15 protein-coding genes and 1 tRNA gene are annotated in these 16755 nt (G+C 63.2%); 5 read left to right on the top strand and 11 right to left on the bottom strand.

The window, feature by feature from the left end; translation table 11 throughout:
• The 5 genes from VMR39_RS02755 to VMR39_RS02735 all read right to left on the bottom strand — a co-directional run.
• The coding region (locus VMR39_RS02755; RefSeq protein ID WP_325414111.1) for a PQQ-binding-like beta-propeller repeat protein at positions 1-798 on the bottom strand (798 nt) is incomplete at its 3' end.
• A 669-nt stretch (positions 799-1467) separates the two neighbouring features.
• Entirely contained in the window at positions 1468-2793 is a 1326-nt protein-coding gene (locus VMR39_RS02750) for an NAD(P)/FAD-dependent oxidoreductase (RefSeq protein WP_325414109.1), read from the bottom strand.
• Positions 2794-2953: 160 nt separating this feature from the next.
• Positions 2954-4252 (bottom strand): carbohydrate porin, encoded by a 1299-nt coding sequence (locus VMR39_RS02745; protein ID WP_325414107.1) that lies wholly within the window; start codon positions 4250-4252, stop codon positions 2954-2956.
• 92 nt (positions 4253-4344) lie between these two features.
• A complete protein-coding gene (locus tag VMR39_RS02740) occupies positions 4345-6774 on the bottom strand; it encodes a membrane-bound PQQ-dependent dehydrogenase, glucose/quinate/shikimate family (RefSeq protein WP_325414105.1) in 2430 nt (809 codons plus the stop codon).
• 335 nt (positions 6775-7109) lie between these two features.
• Complete coding sequence (locus VMR39_RS02735; protein ID WP_325414103.1) at positions 7110-7376, bottom strand: DUF6356 family protein; 267 nt, start codon at positions 7374-7376, stop codon at positions 7110-7112.
• 105 nt (positions 7377-7481) lie between these two features.
• Here VMR39_RS02735 and VMR39_RS02730 point away from each other — a divergent pair, with 105 nt between their 5' ends.
• Positions 7482-8657, top strand: a complete 1176-nt coding sequence (locus VMR39_RS02730; RefSeq protein WP_325414101.1) for an aminotransferase — start codon at positions 7482-7484, stop codon at positions 8655-8657.
• On the opposite strand, the gene VMR39_RS02725 is transcribed toward VMR39_RS02730, so the two are convergent.
• From VMR39_RS02725 to VMR39_RS02715, 3 genes are all read right to left on the bottom strand, one after another.
• Positions 8612-9124 (bottom strand): hypothetical protein, encoded by a 513-nt coding sequence (locus VMR39_RS02725; RefSeq protein WP_325414099.1) that lies wholly within the window; start codon positions 9122-9124, stop codon positions 8612-8614. The genes VMR39_RS02730 and VMR39_RS02725 overlap by 46 nt on opposite strands.
• Positions 9125-9252: 128 nt before the next feature.
• Positions 9253-10029 carry an SDR family oxidoreductase gene (locus tag VMR39_RS02720; RefSeq protein ID WP_325414097.1) on the bottom strand — a complete coding sequence of 259 codons (777 nt, stop codon included), beginning with the start codon at positions 10027-10029 and terminating at the stop codon, positions 9253-9255.
• Between the two features lie 117 nt (positions 10030-10146).
• Positions 10147-10977 carry an alpha/beta hydrolase gene (locus VMR39_RS02715; protein ID WP_325414095.1) on the bottom strand — a complete coding sequence of 277 codons (831 nt, stop codon included), beginning with the start codon at positions 10975-10977 and terminating at the stop codon, positions 10147-10149.
• A gap of 132 nt (positions 10978-11109) precedes the next feature.
• Here VMR39_RS02715 and VMR39_RS02710 point away from each other — a divergent pair, with 132 nt between their 5' ends.
• Complete coding sequence (locus VMR39_RS02710; protein WP_325414093.1) at positions 11110-12093, top strand: GlxA family transcriptional regulator; 984 nt, start codon at positions 11110-11112, stop codon at positions 12091-12093.
• Between the two features lie 122 nt (positions 12094-12215).
• Complete coding sequence (gene rmuC / locus VMR39_RS02705; RefSeq protein ID WP_325414091.1) at positions 12216-13730, top strand: DNA recombination protein RmuC; 1515 nt, start codon at positions 12216-12218, stop codon at positions 13728-13730.
• A 289-nt stretch (positions 13731-14019) separates the two neighbouring features.
• Here rmuC and VMR39_RS02700 read toward each other — a convergent pair whose 3' ends face one another.
• Positions 14020-14427 carry a cupin domain-containing protein gene (locus VMR39_RS02700; protein WP_325414089.1) on the bottom strand — a complete coding sequence of 136 codons (408 nt, stop codon included), beginning with the start codon at positions 14425-14427 and terminating at the stop codon, positions 14020-14022.
• 121 nt (positions 14428-14548) lie between these two features.
• Between VMR39_RS02700 and VMR39_RS02695 the strand changes: the two genes are divergently transcribed.
• The gene (locus VMR39_RS02695; RefSeq protein ID WP_325414087.1) at positions 14549-14803 is read left to right on the top strand and encodes a hypothetical protein; all 255 of its coding nucleotides are present in this window, start codon (positions 14549-14551) and stop codon (positions 14801-14803) included.
• 5 nt (positions 14804-14808) lie between these two features.
• Here VMR39_RS02695 and VMR39_RS02690 read toward each other — a convergent pair whose 3' ends face one another.
• Complete coding sequence (locus tag VMR39_RS02690; protein WP_325414085.1) at positions 14809-15147, bottom strand: DMT family protein; 339 nt, start codon at positions 15145-15147, stop codon at positions 14809-14811.
• Positions 15148-15264: 117 nt separating this feature from the next.
• Positions 15265-16191, bottom strand: a complete 927-nt coding sequence (locus VMR39_RS02685; protein ID WP_325414083.1) for a DUF2171 domain-containing protein — start codon at positions 16189-16191, stop codon at positions 15265-15267.
• A gap of 239 nt (positions 16192-16430) precedes the next feature.
• On the opposite strand from VMR39_RS02685, the gene VMR39_RS02680 reads away from it, so the two are divergent.
• Positions 16431-16506, top strand: a tRNA-Ala gene (locus VMR39_RS02680).
• Positions 16507-16755: the final 249 nt, after the last annotated feature.

Below are 16755 nucleotides of genomic sequence, written 5' to 3'. Positions count from 1 at the left end.
GCCGGTGCCGAAATAGACAAGCTTCAATTCAGGATCATAGGTGATCGAATTCCACGGAGCAGCGCCGGCAGGCCTTATGGTGTCATGCTTTTCCCAGCTTGCATAAGCCTTGGGATCATCGCGAGTCGGCGCAGTGCGTGTTGTCCACAGAAGTTTGCCGGTCTTGGCATCGAAAGCGCGCATCCGTCCCGGCACGCCCAGATCGCCGCCGGCATGGCCGATGAAGACCTTGCCATCGGCGACGAGGGGCGCATGATTATGGCCATCCGCGTCATGATAGTCGCCTGTCGACGTTTCCCAGATCAGCTTCCCGGTTCGTGCTTCCAGCGCAAGCAGATGGGTGTCGGCGGTGCCCCAGTAGATCACGTCGTCATAGATGGCCAGGCCACGCGCACGGCCGAAAGCCTGCGATGCGACGATATCAGCGGGATAGCGCCGATCATGTACCCACAGCGTGTCTCCCGACACGGCATCAAGGGCCGTGACACGGCCGCCGCCCTGCACCAGATACATCACGCCGTTAGCGATCAGCGGTTCCGGCGCCCAGCGGCTATTGTCTGGCACGGCGTAGGTCCAGACCGCACGCAATTGGTTGACGTTCGTACTGTCGATCTGATGAAGCGGGCTGAAAGCGGTTGCGTCATATGTTCGACGATAGGAAAGCCATGACCCATCGTCGGGATGAAGAACCCGGTCGGAAGTGACGGGTTTCCAGCTTTCCGACAGCGTCTGGCCATCTACAGTCGCTGCCAGACCAGTTGCAAGGATCGCGATTCCGCACCAACGGGCGTACTTCATTGTCTCTCCTCTCCCTGCACTCAAAGTTGCATTTAATTCTTATATACGAACTTTAAATCGCATATACGGCATATAAAAACAACAATCAGGTGTCAAATCACTGGAGATGGAGCGCTAGCTTCAGAGAAAGGTTGGTGACTGGAGCCTGCCAAGCTCACGGTGTTGGTCGACTGATTTCGTGCGGATGACCGAGGTCGGAGGACATCGTTGCTGCTTGTCACCTGAAGGCGCCATAAAGCGTTTTCGTTGAGGGGGATCGGTGGAACCGGGGCCCTTGTAAACTTGCATCGAATGGCGGTATTTTACCGGTGACTATTTTTCGGACCTTCATAGCCAAGTCACGCAATCGGAAGTCCGCGCTCCGAATGTAGTTGAATGCTGGACAAGAGAGAATTTATCGAATTATCCAATAAATTCAAAAGCGTAACATTCTGACGTGCCGACCGACGGCCGCGGGCAGCAAAAAATATTTTTATTGTTAAAAATCAGATACTTACGACTGATGAAAGAATTGAGTGGGAATGAAGCCGAGATTGCGAATGCCCGGGGGACATTCGGCCACTAAGCGGCCGCACCCCTACGACATGATGAGCCGCCCCCACCGGGCGGCTTTTTGTTTGAGTCTATCAATGCCCGGTGTCCGTCGCAGCTTGGCAAACCCGCTTTCGCTCAATGCAGTTTCAGGCGCGGCCGGACGATGCGGTTGATATGGCTCACCACGATCAGCGCGGGGCCGCGCACCCAGCCATGTACGGCGAGCAGGTGCATGCGATAGAGCGACATGTAGACGAACCGGGCGAGGCGCCCTTCCACCGCCATGCGGCCGCCGACCAGCTTGCCCATCAGCGATCCGACCGTCGAATAGCGGCTGAGCGACACCAGCGAGCCATGGTCGCGGTAGACGAAGGTCTTGAGCGGCCGGGCGGCCATCAACTGGCCGAGATTGGCGAAGACCGTATCCGCCATCTGGTGCGCCGCCTGCGCGCGGGGCGGGATCGGGCGGTCGGCGCCTTCGGGCGTGTAGGAAGCACAGTCGCCCATTGCGAAGACGCGATCGTCGATCATGCTTTGCAGCGTCGGCCGCACGATGATCTGGCCGGCGCGGGAGAATTCCAGCCCGTCCAGCCCGTCGCGGATCGGCGCGGCCTTGACGCCTGCGGCCCAGACCTGAAGATCGGCGGGGATGAAGCCGCCATCCTTCGTTTCCATACCCTCGGGCGTGGAGGTGGTGACGGCGACGCCGGCGCGAACCTTGACGCCCAGCGCTTCCAGTTCCTCGCGCGCGGCGTCCGCCAGCCGGTCGGGCAGCGCCGGCAGGATGCGCGGTCCCGCCTCCAGCAGAGTCACGTCGAGCCGCTGGCGATCGAACACTTCCAGCCCATAATAGCCCAGCGCATCGGCGGCGTTATAGAGTTCCGCGGCCAGTTCGACGCCGGTGGCGCCACCACCGACGATGGCGATCCGTACCCGCGCGTCCGATGCCGGGTCGGCCGACATGGCGCGCGACACGCGCAGGCAATGGTCGAGCAACTGGTCGCGGAAGCTGTCGGCCTGCGCCCGGCTGTCGAGAAACAGGCAATTATCGGCCACGCCCGGCGTTCCGAAATCATTGGTCACAGAGCCATAGGCCAGCACCAGATAATCATAGCGGACGGAATGGGCGCTCACCACTTCGCGGCCCTTGGGATCGAACACCGGCGCGATATGGACGCGCTGGGCCGTACGATCGATGCTCTGCAACGTGCCGTAGAGATAGCGATAGCCCCAGCGATGGCAGTGGCTGCGATAGCCGACCTCGTCCAGGCTCGCGTCGAGCGATCCAGTCGCGACTTCATGCAACAGCGGCTTCCAGATATGGGTGCGGTTGCGGTCGATCAGGATGATGTCATGCCGCTTGCGGCCGTAGCGGGCGCCCAGCTTGCGTGCGAGTTCGAGGCCGGCGGCGCCACCGCCAACGATGACGATCTGGGTTTTCTTGTCGGGAACCAAGCGCATTCCTCCTTGATCGACAGGCTGGCGGGTCGGCCGCTGGCGCGATGATTGTGCATTGCAATAAGCTGCTCGCGCTCGCAAGGCGAGGTGGAGAAAGGGACAATATCAACAGATGGTGTCGCTTCTCCGGCCGGTGGCAGCCGGGAGGCGAATATGGCGCGCCTCAAAACTGCATCTTGACCTGGCCGCCCAGCGCAAGCGCGTCATTGGTGCGGCGATAGGCGAAGGCGCCGGGATCGAGAATATATTGCACGTCCGGCCGAATGCTGAGCCAACGGCGGAGCTGGACGCCATAACTCAGTTCAATCGCCGTTTCCCCCACCGGTAGCGCGGCATAGCCGCCGGGAATGTCCTGCCTATCGGCCTCGGCGCGGCGCAGGCGCGGATTGACCTGTGCATGGACGATTCCGATCGAGATGCTGTCAGCGTCCCTGCCGGAGAACGTGCCGGTTTTGACCACCCCCGCCGCATACCAGTGGGTGATCTGCGCCGATGCCGCCGGATTGGCGGTGAACTGGGCGAAGATGGACAGTCCGCGACTGCCGTTGCCTTCGCGCAGAATCATCTGGTCGGCCAGCGCGTAGATGCCATAGCGGCCGCGCAGCATACCCTGTTCGCCGCGCCGGGCGGCGCGCGAACTGTCATAATAGACGCCCAGCTTGTAATGGCCGGGCAGAACGCGGCTGCCGGGCGCGATGCCGGGATCATATTCCAGCTCCAGCGGTAGCAGGACGCCGGTGGTTCCGCCGGCAAAGGGGCGAAAGGCATTGTCCGGATCGTTGAGCCGCGGATTGACCTGATAGACCCCGGTGCGCAGCGTTACATCAGGCCGCAGACGATAACGGACCGCCGCGCCCCAGCGTGCATTGGGATAGTTATACCAGCCGCTATTGCCGGATTCCGATAGCGGATGGGCGCAGAAGGCGGCGTTGACGAAATTACAGCCCAGGATCATGCCACCCAGATCATTACCCATGGCGAAATAGCCCAACCGCAGGTTGAGCCGGCCATTGTCGAAATTCTGTTCGTAGCTGAGTTCCGACAGCCGGGTATAATTGCCGCCGGCCGCCTCCTGTATGGGCAGGCGATTGCCGACGATATCGGACGATATGCCGACGCCGCGCCGATCGTTGATGGTGAGATGCAGCGTCGCGCCGGACAGGCCGACGATCCGGTCCATGTCGAAATCCACCCCTGCGCGCAGTTGCTGGGTGTAGGCGCTGCCGCGCTGCTGGCCGCCGTCGACCGCCGCGAAGGCCTCCCCGACATAGTCGGCGCGAACGGTGACGCCCGCCTGCTTCAGTCGGGTGCGCAACCCGCCCCAGTCGCCGGTCAGCGTCTCGCGCGGCGCGACCGCCGTCTTGTCCGGGGCAGCTTCCTGCGCACGGGCGCCCGCGATCGACAGGGCGGTCAGCAATCCCGCAAGAGTCAGGCGGGCACATGGATGAACGATCTGGGCCAAAGCCCCTCCCTTCCGCGCGGCAACAGGGCGCGGGGCAATAGGAATGATGAAAGGAGGCGGGCGGAACGGCGTCAGGCCGCTCCGCCCGCGCTTCAGCGCAGCGTGTAGGCGATCACATAATCGCCCCGGTCGGGCGACTGGCGCGCCCCGCCCGCCGTTACCACCACATATTGCTTGCCGCTCCGGGGCGACTTGTAGCTCATCGGTCCGCCCTGACTGCCGACCGGCAGGCGTGCTTTCCAAACTTCCGCCCCGGTCGCCGCGTTGAAGGCGCGCAGGTAGAAATCCTGCGTACCGGCGATGAAGACCAGCCCGCCTTGCGTCGCCAGCGTGCCGCCCAGCGTGGGCATGCCGATCGGGATCGGCAGGCCCATGCGAATGCCCATCGGCCCGGTGTCGCGCACCGTTCCCACTGGCACCTGCCACTTGATGGCGCGGCTCTTGAGGTCGATCGCAGTCAGCGTGCCATAGGGCGGCGCCTGGCAGGGGATACCGAGTGCCGACAGGAAGCGGTCCTTCACCACCGAATAGGGCGTGCCCTTCAGCGGAACGCTGCCCATGCCGGTATTGACCGCTTCACCCGCACTTCCCGACTGGCCCTTCTGCGCCGCCGTCTGCGGGAACATCTGGACCCACAGGCCAAGCCGCATGTCGTTGACGAAGATGGTGCCGCTGGTCGGATCGGTTGAGATGCCGCCCCAGTTCATGCCGCCCAGCGATCCGGGGAAGCTCAGCGACTTGTCGGTGCCCGGCGCGGTGTACAGCCCCTCATAGCGCATGCCCTTGAACGCGATGCGGCAGAGCAGCTGGTCGAACGGGGTCGCTCCCCACATGTCTGCCTCGGTCAGCGGGCCGACGCCGATCTGCGGCATGCCGAGCGACTTGGGCTGGGTCAGCGAATAGGGCTCGCCCGGAATGTTCGCGGGCTTGACCGGCACTTCCTTGACCTGCGTCAGCGGCTTGCCGGTGGCGCGGTCGAGCACATAGACCTGCCCTGCCTTGGTGCCGAAGACGAGCGCGGGTACCTTGCGGCCGGCATCGACGGGGAAGTCGACGAAGCTCGGCTGCATCGGCAGGTCGAAGTCCCACAGATCGTTATGGACCGTCTGGAAATGCCATTTCTCGCGGCCGGTGGTGGCATCGAGCGCCAGCATCGATGCGCCATATTCATGGTCGAGCGCGCTGCGGGTCACGCCATAGAGATCGACCGAGGCACTGCCGACCGGCATGAACACCGTGTTCGACGCCGGGTCATAGGACATGGCGGCCCAGACATTGGGGGTCGAGCGGGCATAGGTCTTGCCCGCCGGTGGGGTGCCGGTGATGGCCGGATTGCCCGGATCGAACGCCCAACGCAGCTTGCCGCTGACGACGTCGAAGCCGCGCATCACGCCGCCGGGCATGTCGACCTGGACATTATCGGCGACACGGCCTCCGACTACCACGGTCGTGCCGGCCAGCGTCGGCGCGGAAGTCAGCTGATATTGGGGGTCGGGGGCATTGCCGAGACCAGCCTTCAGGTCGACCCGGCCATTGGTGCCGAAATCGGAGCAGAACTTGCCGGTGTCGGCATCGAGCGCGATCAGTTCGGCATTGATGGTGTTCATCAGGATGCGGCGCTGGCAGGCGGCGCCCGTCGGCACCGTCACGGCCGTCACCGGCGTCGCACCGGGCAGGCTGGGCTGCTGGATCGGCGCATGGGCGTCGAAATAGGCAAGGCCGCGGCAGCGCATCCAGACCGATGCCCTGGCATTGATCAGCGTCTTCCACTTCTCACGGCCGGTGTCGGCGTCGAGCGCGATGACATTATTGTGCGGCGTGCAGATGAACAGCGTGTCGCCGACCTGAAGCGGGGTATTCTGGTCCTCCGCACCATTGCCGTCGCTCAGCGCGATATCGCCGGTACGATAGGTCCAGGCGACCTTGAGATCGTTCACATTGTCGCGCGTGATCTGGTCGAGCGCGACGAAGCGACTACCGCCGGACGTGTTGCCATAGGCGGTCCAGTCCTTCTGCGTCTGCGCCGGATCGACTGGAACCAGCGGCGCGGCTTGGCCGGCGAAGACAACGGTCGGATGCGCGATGAACATGCCGGCGGCTCCGGCGGCCGATCCCAGCCCGACCAGCGCCGCGATCAGCAGGGCAGGCCGCCATGCGGGTGCTGAACCATCCCGACGCCGCAGCAGCGGATAGGATAGGGCGATCACCGTCGCGCCCACGCCCATCGCCAGCAGGCGGGATATCAGCGGCCAGAAGCTGAAGCCGACTTCCTGCACCGCCCAGACGATGGTGAGCAGGAAGAGGGCGCCGAACAATAATCCTCCCGCCGCCCGGCGCAGCGCGATGAGCAGCCCCGCAGCCACCAGCGCTATGCCGGCGATCAGGAAATAGCGACTGCCGCCCAGCATGATGAGCTTGGCGCCACCGATCGTGAAGAACAATCCTGCGGCAACAATCACCGCCCCCAACAGAAGCAGCCAACCGCGAACGAGCGGCTGGCCCCGCATTTTCGTGCCCGACACGCGGCACCTCCTTCATATCTTATGGTCGTCGGAGAGTGCCGCTCTGTGGTCGATGGGAAACCGAGTCACCAGACCGTCGCGGCTGCGACATTGTGTACCATCTAGTACGTGCGTGAGCTTTTTGCAAGTTTGACTCCTTCCGGACGGTGAAAGGCGGCGCTGTTGCGGACATTCTGGTCGACAGGATCCGGCCGGACATCGGCATTTGGCGGCTTTTCAAACGATTAAGGGCTTACGGTGCAAACAATGCACGTCGGCTTTCACGGCGGCAGCGACCATGCCGCTTTTGTGGAAACATCATCCGCCACACATCCGTGCGACCTACGTCTCGTCGCTCAAATCTCATATTCCGGCCGCCATTGCGGGCTGAGATAGGCTGGCGTCCGCTCCTCCAGGTCCGGCTGGCGCTGGCGCATCTCGCCATAGAGGCGTTTCACCATGCTGCTTCCCGTCCGGGTGAACAGTGCCGGGACGATTCCGTGGATCATGCAGGCCAGCCCGGATCGCACCATCAGGAAACCGAAACGCATCGCCACCCCCATATGCTGGGGATAGCTTTCATGCACTTCACGCGGATGCTTCAGGAAGAGTTGGTCGATCATCGCGGCTCGCTCATCTGACAATATTGCCGCCATATTATCCTATCGGACGATGGAGCGGGAGAGGTTCGCTTGACCCATCCCCCGCCTTGGGAACATCCTGGCCAAATGACCCAGACGCCTTCCCTCGGCCATCCCGTCTATCGGGACATGCCGACCACCATTTTCGAACATATGTCCGCCCGCGCCCGCGAGACCGGGGCGATCAATCTGGGGCAGGGCTTTCCCGAAGGCCCCGGCCCGCGCGACGTGCTTCAGGCGGCGGCCGATGCGCTGCTCACCTGTTCCAGCCAATATCCGCCCATGCCCGGCCTTGCCGAACTGCGCGCGGCGGTGGCGTGCCATTATGCGCGGCATCAGGGGCTGGACCTGTCTCCACAGGAGGTCATCGTCACCTCCGGCGCGACCGAGGCGATCGCGGCCAGCTTGCTCGCGCTCGTCCGGCCGGGCGACGAGGTGCTGATGCTCGCCCCGCTCTACGATGCCTATCTGCCGCTGGTGGAGCGAGTCGGAGGCGTGGCGAAGGTCGTGAAGCTGACGCCGCCCGACTGGCGCGTTGCGCGCGAAGCGCTGGAGGCGGCGATCACGCCGCGCACCCGCATCCTGCTGATGAACAATCCGGTGAATCCGACCGGCATCGTCCTGCGCGACGCGGAACTGGCGCTGCTGGCCGACCTCTGCGTCGCTCATGACCTGATCGCCATCTGCGACGAGGTTTGGGAACAGACGATTTATGACGGCATCCCCCATCGCCCGCTGATCGGCTTTCCAGGGATGCGCAATCGCACCATCAAGATCGGGTCGGCGGGCAAGATCTTCTCCGTCACTGGCTGGAAGGTCGGCTGGATGTGCGCCGCGCCGCCGATCGCCACCCTGCTCGGCCGTGCCCATCAATTCCTGACCTTCACGACCCCGCCAAACCTGCAATGGGCCGTGGCGGAGGGGCTGGGCTATTCCGACAACTGGTTCGATGCGCAACGCGGCGCCTATCAGGCGTCGCGCGATCGACTGGCGGCGGGATTGCGAGAGGCGGGCTATGTCGTTCGGCCCAGCGGGGCGACTTGGTTTCTCTCGATCGACCTGTCCGCCTCCGGCATTGCGCTTGACGATGTGACCTTCTGCAACCGGATCATCGAAGAGGCGGGGGTGGCGGCGATCCCGATCTCCGCCTTCTACCCGGAGGAATCCGTCACGCATCTCGTCCGCCTCTGCTTTTCCAAGACGGATGAAACGCTGGTTCAGGCGATCGCGCGGTTGGCCGCCTTCCGCGCGACGATCGGTTGACGGATGATCGCCGCGCCCAGGATCAGCATGACGATCAGCAGCAGCCCTTGCGCGGCGAGGAAGGGCGGTTCGCTGCCGGTCGGAGCCAGCGCATTGAGCGCGGGCAGCTTCAGGAAGCCCTGCACCACAAGCACGAACAGGTTGAGCCACAGCGCCGTCGTCGCGCTCACCGCATAGACGATCCGCGCCCGGCCACCCAGTCTGAACCCGTAAAGCGCCGCAAAGGCGACCGCAAGCACCAGCGTCGAGACGATCCCGACCCCGATCGCCGGGGTAAAGCCGCGAAAGGGAAAGAGGAAGCCGGTGAGACTGGTGAGCAGGGTGGTGACAAGGAAGACCGCCTGCATTCGTGGCAGGAAATGCCCTTTCGCCTGCGCGGGGAGGGCGATCAGGCCGGTCGCGATGCCGATCAGGCTGATCGCGACGTGCAGGGCAATGAATTCGGGGATGGAAAAACCGAGGATCATGGGGTGTCTCCTTGGAATATTCTCTCAATCCGTTCGCCTGAGCTTGTCGAAGGGCTTCCCTTGTCTTCAGCAAGAAGAAGCGGGCTTCGACAGGCTCAGCCCGAACGGCTTTGTTGGCAATGTCTGCATCAAATCTGATAGCGAGCCGCCGCATCCTTGAGCGACAGGTTGGGGCGGAGCGCTGCCCGTGCGGCGAGATAGGCGTCGAGGTCAGCCTTGTCCGGTAGTGCCGGGATGGTGATCGCCTCGCTCTGGTCGAGGCCGGCCAGCGCCGCGTCGACCATCACCTCCACATCCATCACCATGTGCGGCGGTATGGTGGCGATCTGCTCGTCCGTCCAGATGGCCGTCCGGGTGATGCCCGGCAACACCGCCTGCACCTTCACCCCCTTGCCGCCCAGTTCGATTTGCAATGCTTCGGTAAAGGCCAGTACATAAGCCTTGGTCGCGGGATAGACCGCCGTGAAGCCGTCGGGCATCAGCGCCGTGACCGAGGTGATGTTGATCAGCGTCCCGGCGCCCTTCGCTGCCAGTCGCGGCGCGATCGCCCGCGACAGCCGGGTCACGGCCAGGATATTGAGGTCGATCATGCCGGTCAGATAGACCGGGTCGGTTTCGACGAAACTCTGTTCGCCCGCAATACCGGCATTGTTGACGAGGCCGGTGATGGCGTCGTCGTCGCGCAGCCGCGCCTCGATCCGGGCGAGGTCATCGGCTTTGGCGAGGTCGGCGGCGATCACTTCGACGGCGACGCCGGTTTCGCGCAAGGTGGCGGCCAGAGCCTCCAGCTTCTCGGCCCTGCGGGCGACGAGGATCAGGTTCGCGCCGCGCTTGGCGAAGCGATCGGCATAGACCGCGCCGATGCCGTCCGACGCGCCGGTGATGAGGATGGTTTCGTTGGTCATGGGGGTTCTCCTGTTAAGAACAATTTTGATCCCGTTCAGGCTGAGCGAAGCGAAGCAGCCTCCCTTCGGTCGGCCGAGCCCTTCGACTTCGCTCAGGGCGAACGGAACTTTGGTTTGTCAGCCGTTGACGAAATCGAGCAGGTCGGCGTTGAACCGATCCTGGTGAGTCTGCGTCAGCCCATGGTCTGCGCCTTCATACACCTTCAGCACCGCATGCGTAACGATCTTGATGGTGGAGAGGGCGGCAGCACCGATCGGGACGATCTGATCGTCATCGCCATGCAGGACGAGCGTCGGCACATCGACCTTGGCGAGGTCGGCATGGAAATCGCTTTCCGAAAAGGCCCGGATCGAGTCCAGTTGGCCCTTCAGGCCGCCCATCATTCCCTGCCGCCAGAACTCCTCGCGAATGCCTTCGGAAATGATCGCACCATCGCGATTATAGCCGTAGAAGGGGATGGTCAGATCCTTGAAGAACTGGCTGCGATTATCGAACGTCCCCTTGCGGATACCGTCGAACACGTCGATCGGCAGGCCGCCCGGATTGGCTTCTGTCTTCAGCATCAGCGGAGGCACCGCACCGATCAGCGCCAGCTTCGCGACCCGCTTCGTGCCATGGCGGCCGACATAGCGGGTGACTTCGCCGCCGCCGGTCGAATGGCCGACCAGCACGACATCGTGCAGATCAAGCGCCTCGATCAGGTCGGCCAGATCGTCGGCATATTGGTCCATATTGTTGTTGGCCCACACCTGATCCGACCGGCCATGGCTGCGGCGGTCATGGGCGATGGTGCGGAAGCCCTGATTGGCGAAATAGACCATCTGCGCGTCCCAGGCGTCGGCGGAGAGCGGCCAGCCATGGGAGAAGACGATCGGCTGGCCATCGCGCGGTCCCCAGTCCTTGTAGAAGATGCGGGTGCCGTCCCTGGTAGTGATGAAATTGCTCATGTGAAATTCCCTTCCCGTCTTTCAGAAGGGCGTCCTTCACGCCCTGTGCTTGCAGAATTAGGGGAGATGACGGAGGATCGGGATTGGCGGTCCCGACATTAAGCGGGCCGATTCCGACAAAGGTGCTGGATCATGGACTCGACGCAGACGCCCAAGGCGGAAATCGGCATCCTCCTCTACCGCAACTGCCAGCAGGCGATGGTCCATGGCATGACCGACCTGATCGACATTGCCGGCCAATTCTCGCGCCGGCATGGCGGCCCGCTACTGCGCGTCAGCCATTGGCAGATGCAGGCCGATGGCTGTTTCGCGCGCAGCCACGACACGCATGAAGGCCTGCCCGGCACGCCCGATATCTGGCTGGTCCCCGGTCGCCTGACCGGTGTGCCGGAGGCGGAGGAGGCCGCGCCCTATGCCCGCTGGCTGCTTGATCGCCATGCACAGGGCGCGACGCTTGCGTCCAATTGCGGCGGCGCCTTCCTGCTCGCGGCGACCGGCCTGCTCGATGGGCGGCCGGCGACGACCCACTGGTGGTTCGCCGAACAGTTTCGTGATCGCTTCCCGAAGGTGAGACTGGACTGCGACCGGATCGTGATCGACGATGGCGACCTGATCACGGCGGGCGGGCTGATGGCCTGGACAGACCTTGGCATGCGATTGGTCGACCGGCTGCTGGGGCCGACGGTGATGCTGGATACGGGAAAGTTTCTGCTGGTCGATACCGCCGGACGCGAGCAGAAACACTTCGCCCGTTTCATGCCGCGCATGACCCATGGCGACGAGCCGATATTGAAAGTTCAGCACTGGCTTGCCGCCCGCGAGGCGAAACCAGCCAGCGTTGGCGAGATGGCGGCGCATGCGGCCCTTGAGGAACGCACCTTCCAGCGCCGTTTCAAGGCCGCTACCGCCATGACCCCGATCGAATATGTCCAGCATCTGCGCGTCGCCAAGGCGCGCGAGCATCTGGAGTTTACCAGACGCACCGTCGACCAGATCGCATGGAGCGTCGGCTATGAGGATGCAGCCGCCTTCCGCAAACTTTTCCACAGGCTGGTCGGCCTGTCGCCGGGCGATTATCGGCAGCGCTTCGCCGCACCGGGAGCACAGGCCGCGTGACTATAATAGTTAGCTAACTATTGAATTTCCCATTATCGTTTCGATTGTCTAGTTTGCTGTCGGACTTGCGACCCGCCGCCCATGCCGCTAGGTTCCCGTTTCGTTCCAGACAAGGATATGCAATGGACAGCCTGGCCGCCCTTCTCGTTCCCGTTGCGCTGCTAATCGGCCTTGCCGTCGGCTGGCTGCTCAAGGGCAAGGCCGTCGCGCCGCTGGCGGGGGAAAAGGCCGACCTTGGTGGGAAACTGGACCTTGCCACGGCCCAGCGCAACGCCGCTATTGCCGAACTGGCGGTCGAGCAGGAGCGGGTTGTGCAGGCTGCGACCCGGATCAGTCGGCTCGAATCGGCACAGCTGGCATCCGAACAGCGGCTGGAAGCGACGCAGATCGCCGCCAGTCAGAAGCTGGAAGCGGTGCAGGCTGCCGCCATGGAGCGGCTGGACCATGTTCAGGCCGATCGCGAAACCGCATTGCGCGAACTGGCGGCGCTCCAGTCCGACACCCAGGCACGCACCAAGGCCTTCGAGCAGCAGATCGCCGCGCTCAAGGATGCCAAGGAGCAATTGTCCGCCCAGTTCAGCGAGATTGGCGGCAAGCTGCTCGACCAAGCGCAGACCCAGTTCCTGACCCGCGCCGACCAGCGTTTCGCCCAGGCGAACGAGAAGAGCGAGGCGCAGCTCAAGACGCTCCTCAATCCGGTCGAAACCACGCTTAAGCGCTATGAGGAAGGCCTTGCGCGCGTCGAGAAGGACCGGGTCGGCAGCTACGCCGAACTGCGCGAGGCGATCGCCATGGTCCATGCGGGGCAGGGACAGGTGCGCGAGGAGACGGCCAAGCTGGTCAATGCCCTGCGCGCGGCGCCCAAGACGCGCGGTCGCTGGGGCGAGCAGCAGTTCAAGAATCTGATCGAGACGGCGGGCCTCTCGCCCTTCGTGGACTTTCAGGAAGAAGTCTCCGTTACCGTCGAAGACGGTCGTCTGCGCCCGGACTTCATCATCCGCCTGCCGGGCGACCAGCAACTGGTGGTCGACGTCAAATGCTCGCTGGAGGCCTATCTGAACGCCGTCGATCAGGTCGATCCGGCGGCGCGAGAACGCTATCTGGCCGACCATGCCCGCGCCGTGCGCACCCATGCCGATGCGCTGGGTCGCAAGGCCTATTGGGAACAGTTCGCCAAGGCGCCCGACTTCGTCATCATGTATGTGCCTGGTGACAATTTCGTCACCGCCGCGCTGGAGGCGGACATGGAATTGTGGGAGCGCGCCGCCCGCAACCGCGTCATCATCTGCGGCCCGGCAACCTTCCTGCCGCTCGCCCGCACCCTCGCAGGCCACTGGCGCCAGGCCAAGATGCAGGAACAGGCGCAGCAGGTCGGCCAACTCGGTAAGGAACTGTACGAGCGCCTCTCCGTCGTCGCGACGCACCTGAAGCGTCTCGGTTCGGGCCTCAACAGCGCGGTGTCCAACTATAACAGCTTCATCGGCAGCTTTGAAACGCGCGTCCTCTCCACCGGCCGCAAGTTCCGCGACCTCGATATCGAAACCGGCGGGAAGGAAATCGAGGCGATGGAGCCCCTCGACGTCATCGCCCGCGATGTGCAGGCGGAAGAAGCAAGGGCGTTGCCGGCGGCTGAGTAAGCCGACGACCGGAAGCAGCCATTTCCCGTTATTCCTTCTCCCTTGGAGGGAGAAGGATACCCAGCCTTTCCGTGTAGCGGTTAGGCGAAGTTGGATGAGGGGATTGGCGCAGGGCTGGCCTATTCTCATGAGGTCGCATACCCCTCATCCATTCCCGTCATGCTGACGAAAGTCAGCATCCAGGGTTGTTTTTAGCCACCCTGGATCCCGGCATGCGCCGGGATGACGAAGTCAAGAATGTCCGCTTCCACCCAAACCGGCGATCGATTCCGATCGCCTGGAAATCGCTCTAGGGCAAAGGGGCATCCACCCGGTCGCCATGGCTCTTGGGTGATGATGTGACCAGCATCTCTACCGGTGCTTCGCTGTCGTTCCGGGCTTGATGGGGGATGCCAGGTGCAATTTCGATTCCTTGGCCCCTGGCCAGACGATGGGTCCGGCCGTCAGCCTCCATCGTCAGTTCGCCAGTCAGCACGTAGAAGAACTGTCGCGCCTTGCGATGAAAATGACGCACTTCCGCCGTGCCGGGCGCCATTCTTTCCTCGATCACGGAAAGGTCGGACTGCCTGACCAGATGCCAGCCATCATTGACGCCACCCCAGACATAATGATCGGCGCGGTCTTTCGCGACCGGAGTGGGAGGCGCCACGACGGCGTCGGTGGCGACGAGCAGAAGCAGAGGAAGAGTGACATTCATGCCCGGATCAACGATCTGTTAAGACCGCTCCACCATGTGTTGTCGGCAAGCCTCTTTGGTTCGCAAGTGAAACCTTTCGCATTTCGTGCGTTGGTTTCGCAGGCAATCGAGGAAGAATATGATGCATACCGGATTCGGGACGGCGCGGCCGTCATTCGCGAAAGGCTTCAGCCCCCTCTATCACACTGGCGAGGTGAATCGCTGTCCGTCCTGTACGCGCCAGCACTGGATTGTCGGACGGATGGTTGCGGAATGCGCCTTTTGCGGCACCGCGCTGCCGTTGGAGCAGTTCAGCACATATAGTGCCAGTCCACGCATCGCCTGTTTCGGTACAAGCGCAGATGAACTGCCCGAGGAACTGCGCGCCGTGTCCTGACGCGATCAGGCGCGACCAACGAACAGAAATCCGACCGCGCCCATGATGCAGGCGAAGGCTGCAAGATGTCGCCAATGCAGCGGCTCGCCCAGCACCGTCACCATGAAGCCGCCGAAGACGATCAGTGCGATCGCTTCCTGTGCGACCTTGAGCTGGCCCGCGCTCCAACCATGGGCATATCCGATGCGGTTGGCGGGTACAGCCAGGCAATATTCGATGAGGGCAATGCCCCAGCTGATCAGGATGACCAGCAGGATCGGCTTTTCCATCCCGCCCTTGAGATGCCAGTACCAGGCGATGGTCATGAAGATGTTGGACAGGACAAGCAGGATGATGGTGGGCATGTGGGCCTCGTGCGGGACGGGCCGATGCTTTGGCATTGTCGGCCGCCCTCGCGCAAGCCGGCATGAAGAAGGCCCGGTCGCAGAGGGCCGGGCCTTCTTTCATTTCATACGCGACGTTCAGCGATAGCGATTGCCGCTGTAGCTTGTGCTGCTGCTGGCATAGCCTTCGCGGGTCGAGCCGCCCCGATCCTGATCGCGGTCGCCAAACAGGGCATTCTGCTCGCGTTCGGTGCGCCACGCGGCCTGCGCTTCGTCGGCGGTCTTTTCCAGCGTAACCTTGGTCGCGTCGACCGACTTGATCCAGCTGGAAGGGATCGAATGGTGGACGCCGCCGGCATCCTGGTCGCTCTTGGTCAGGATGATGCGATCGCCGCGCAGCTTGTCGACGGTCCCCACATGCTCGCCGTCGCTGCCAACGACCTCGTGATGTTCCCTGACCTGCTGGACAGCTTGGCGCTGTTCGCCGCGCCGGGTCCGCCAGGTGCCGAATTCACTGTTGAAGCGATCCCGGTTCTCGTTCTGATATTCCGCATAGTCGCGGTCCAGCTCGTCGATACGCTGCTGCCGCCAGCTATGATAATTGCTGTCATGGTGCGCGCCATAGTCCTGTTGTGGACCAAAGGCGCGGTTGCGATAGCCGTGATCCTCGTTGCCATATCCACTGCGTTCGCCGCTATATGGCCTGAAACCGCGTCCCGGCAGATAGTCGTTGCCCGACGCGGAGGCGTAGCCCAGCCGGCTCGACTGATCGCGTGGATCGCCATAGGGGCGGTTATAATATTCATCGAACTCGCGGCGGCGTTCGGCATCTTCATCGCCGAACCAGCTGCGGACTTCATCGCCCGCGCGGTCGAAGAAACCGCGTTCCTCATAGTCATAGTCGGCCGGAGGGCGACGCAGGTCGGGGCCGCCGAATTGGCCGCGCGTGCCGTAGCGGGAGCCACGATCGTCGCGCCAGTCGCGCCCGGTGCGGTAACGGTCTCCGCGGTCCCAGCCGGTCGAATAGCGATCCTCGCCATAGCGGCGTCCGCTTTGGTAACCCATCGTCCATCTCCTTGATCAATTCCGGCGGCGCATCCTGGGCGCCGTCGGTGGATCAATGGTCGGGCAGAGGCATCGTTCCGGGCGTTACGCAGGGGAAACATCCGACCCATGCACCGCCTCGCCGACCGCAGAAAACTGCGGATTTCCTTGCCCTTGATCGAGATTAGGAGCGAGGGGAATTTTTTGCGCAAAAGATCATTGCAAGGCCCTGATGCCTCGCCTATAGGCAGCGCTCCTTTGGGGCCTTAGCTCAGCTGGGAGAGCGCGTCGTTCGCAATGACGAGGTCAGGGGTTCGATCCCCCTAGGCTCCACCATTTTCCCTGACATATGCTGATATCTTGCGTTCGTGGATCAGATCGATCCGCGTTTATCGGCGTTCCAAGCCGGTCAGGACCGTTCGCCTCCGAAATGGCCGGCGCGCAGGAAGTGCGCGATCTGATCGACCACCGGTGGGGCGTAGATCATCGCGGTGTGCGCCACGGGCATTACCATATGATCGGTCTGGCCCGCGCAGTGCGTGGCGGCCACGCTGCCGCAGGCGATGGGCGAGCAGGGCGGTTTGG

Origin of the sequence: Sphingobium sp. (genome assembly GCF_035511395.1) — a bacterium.
In the GTDB taxonomy this organism is placed as follows: Bacteria; Pseudomonadota; Alphaproteobacteria; order Sphingomonadales; family Sphingomonadaceae; genus Sphingobium.
This window is presented reverse-complemented; position numbering and strand designations above follow the sequence as displayed.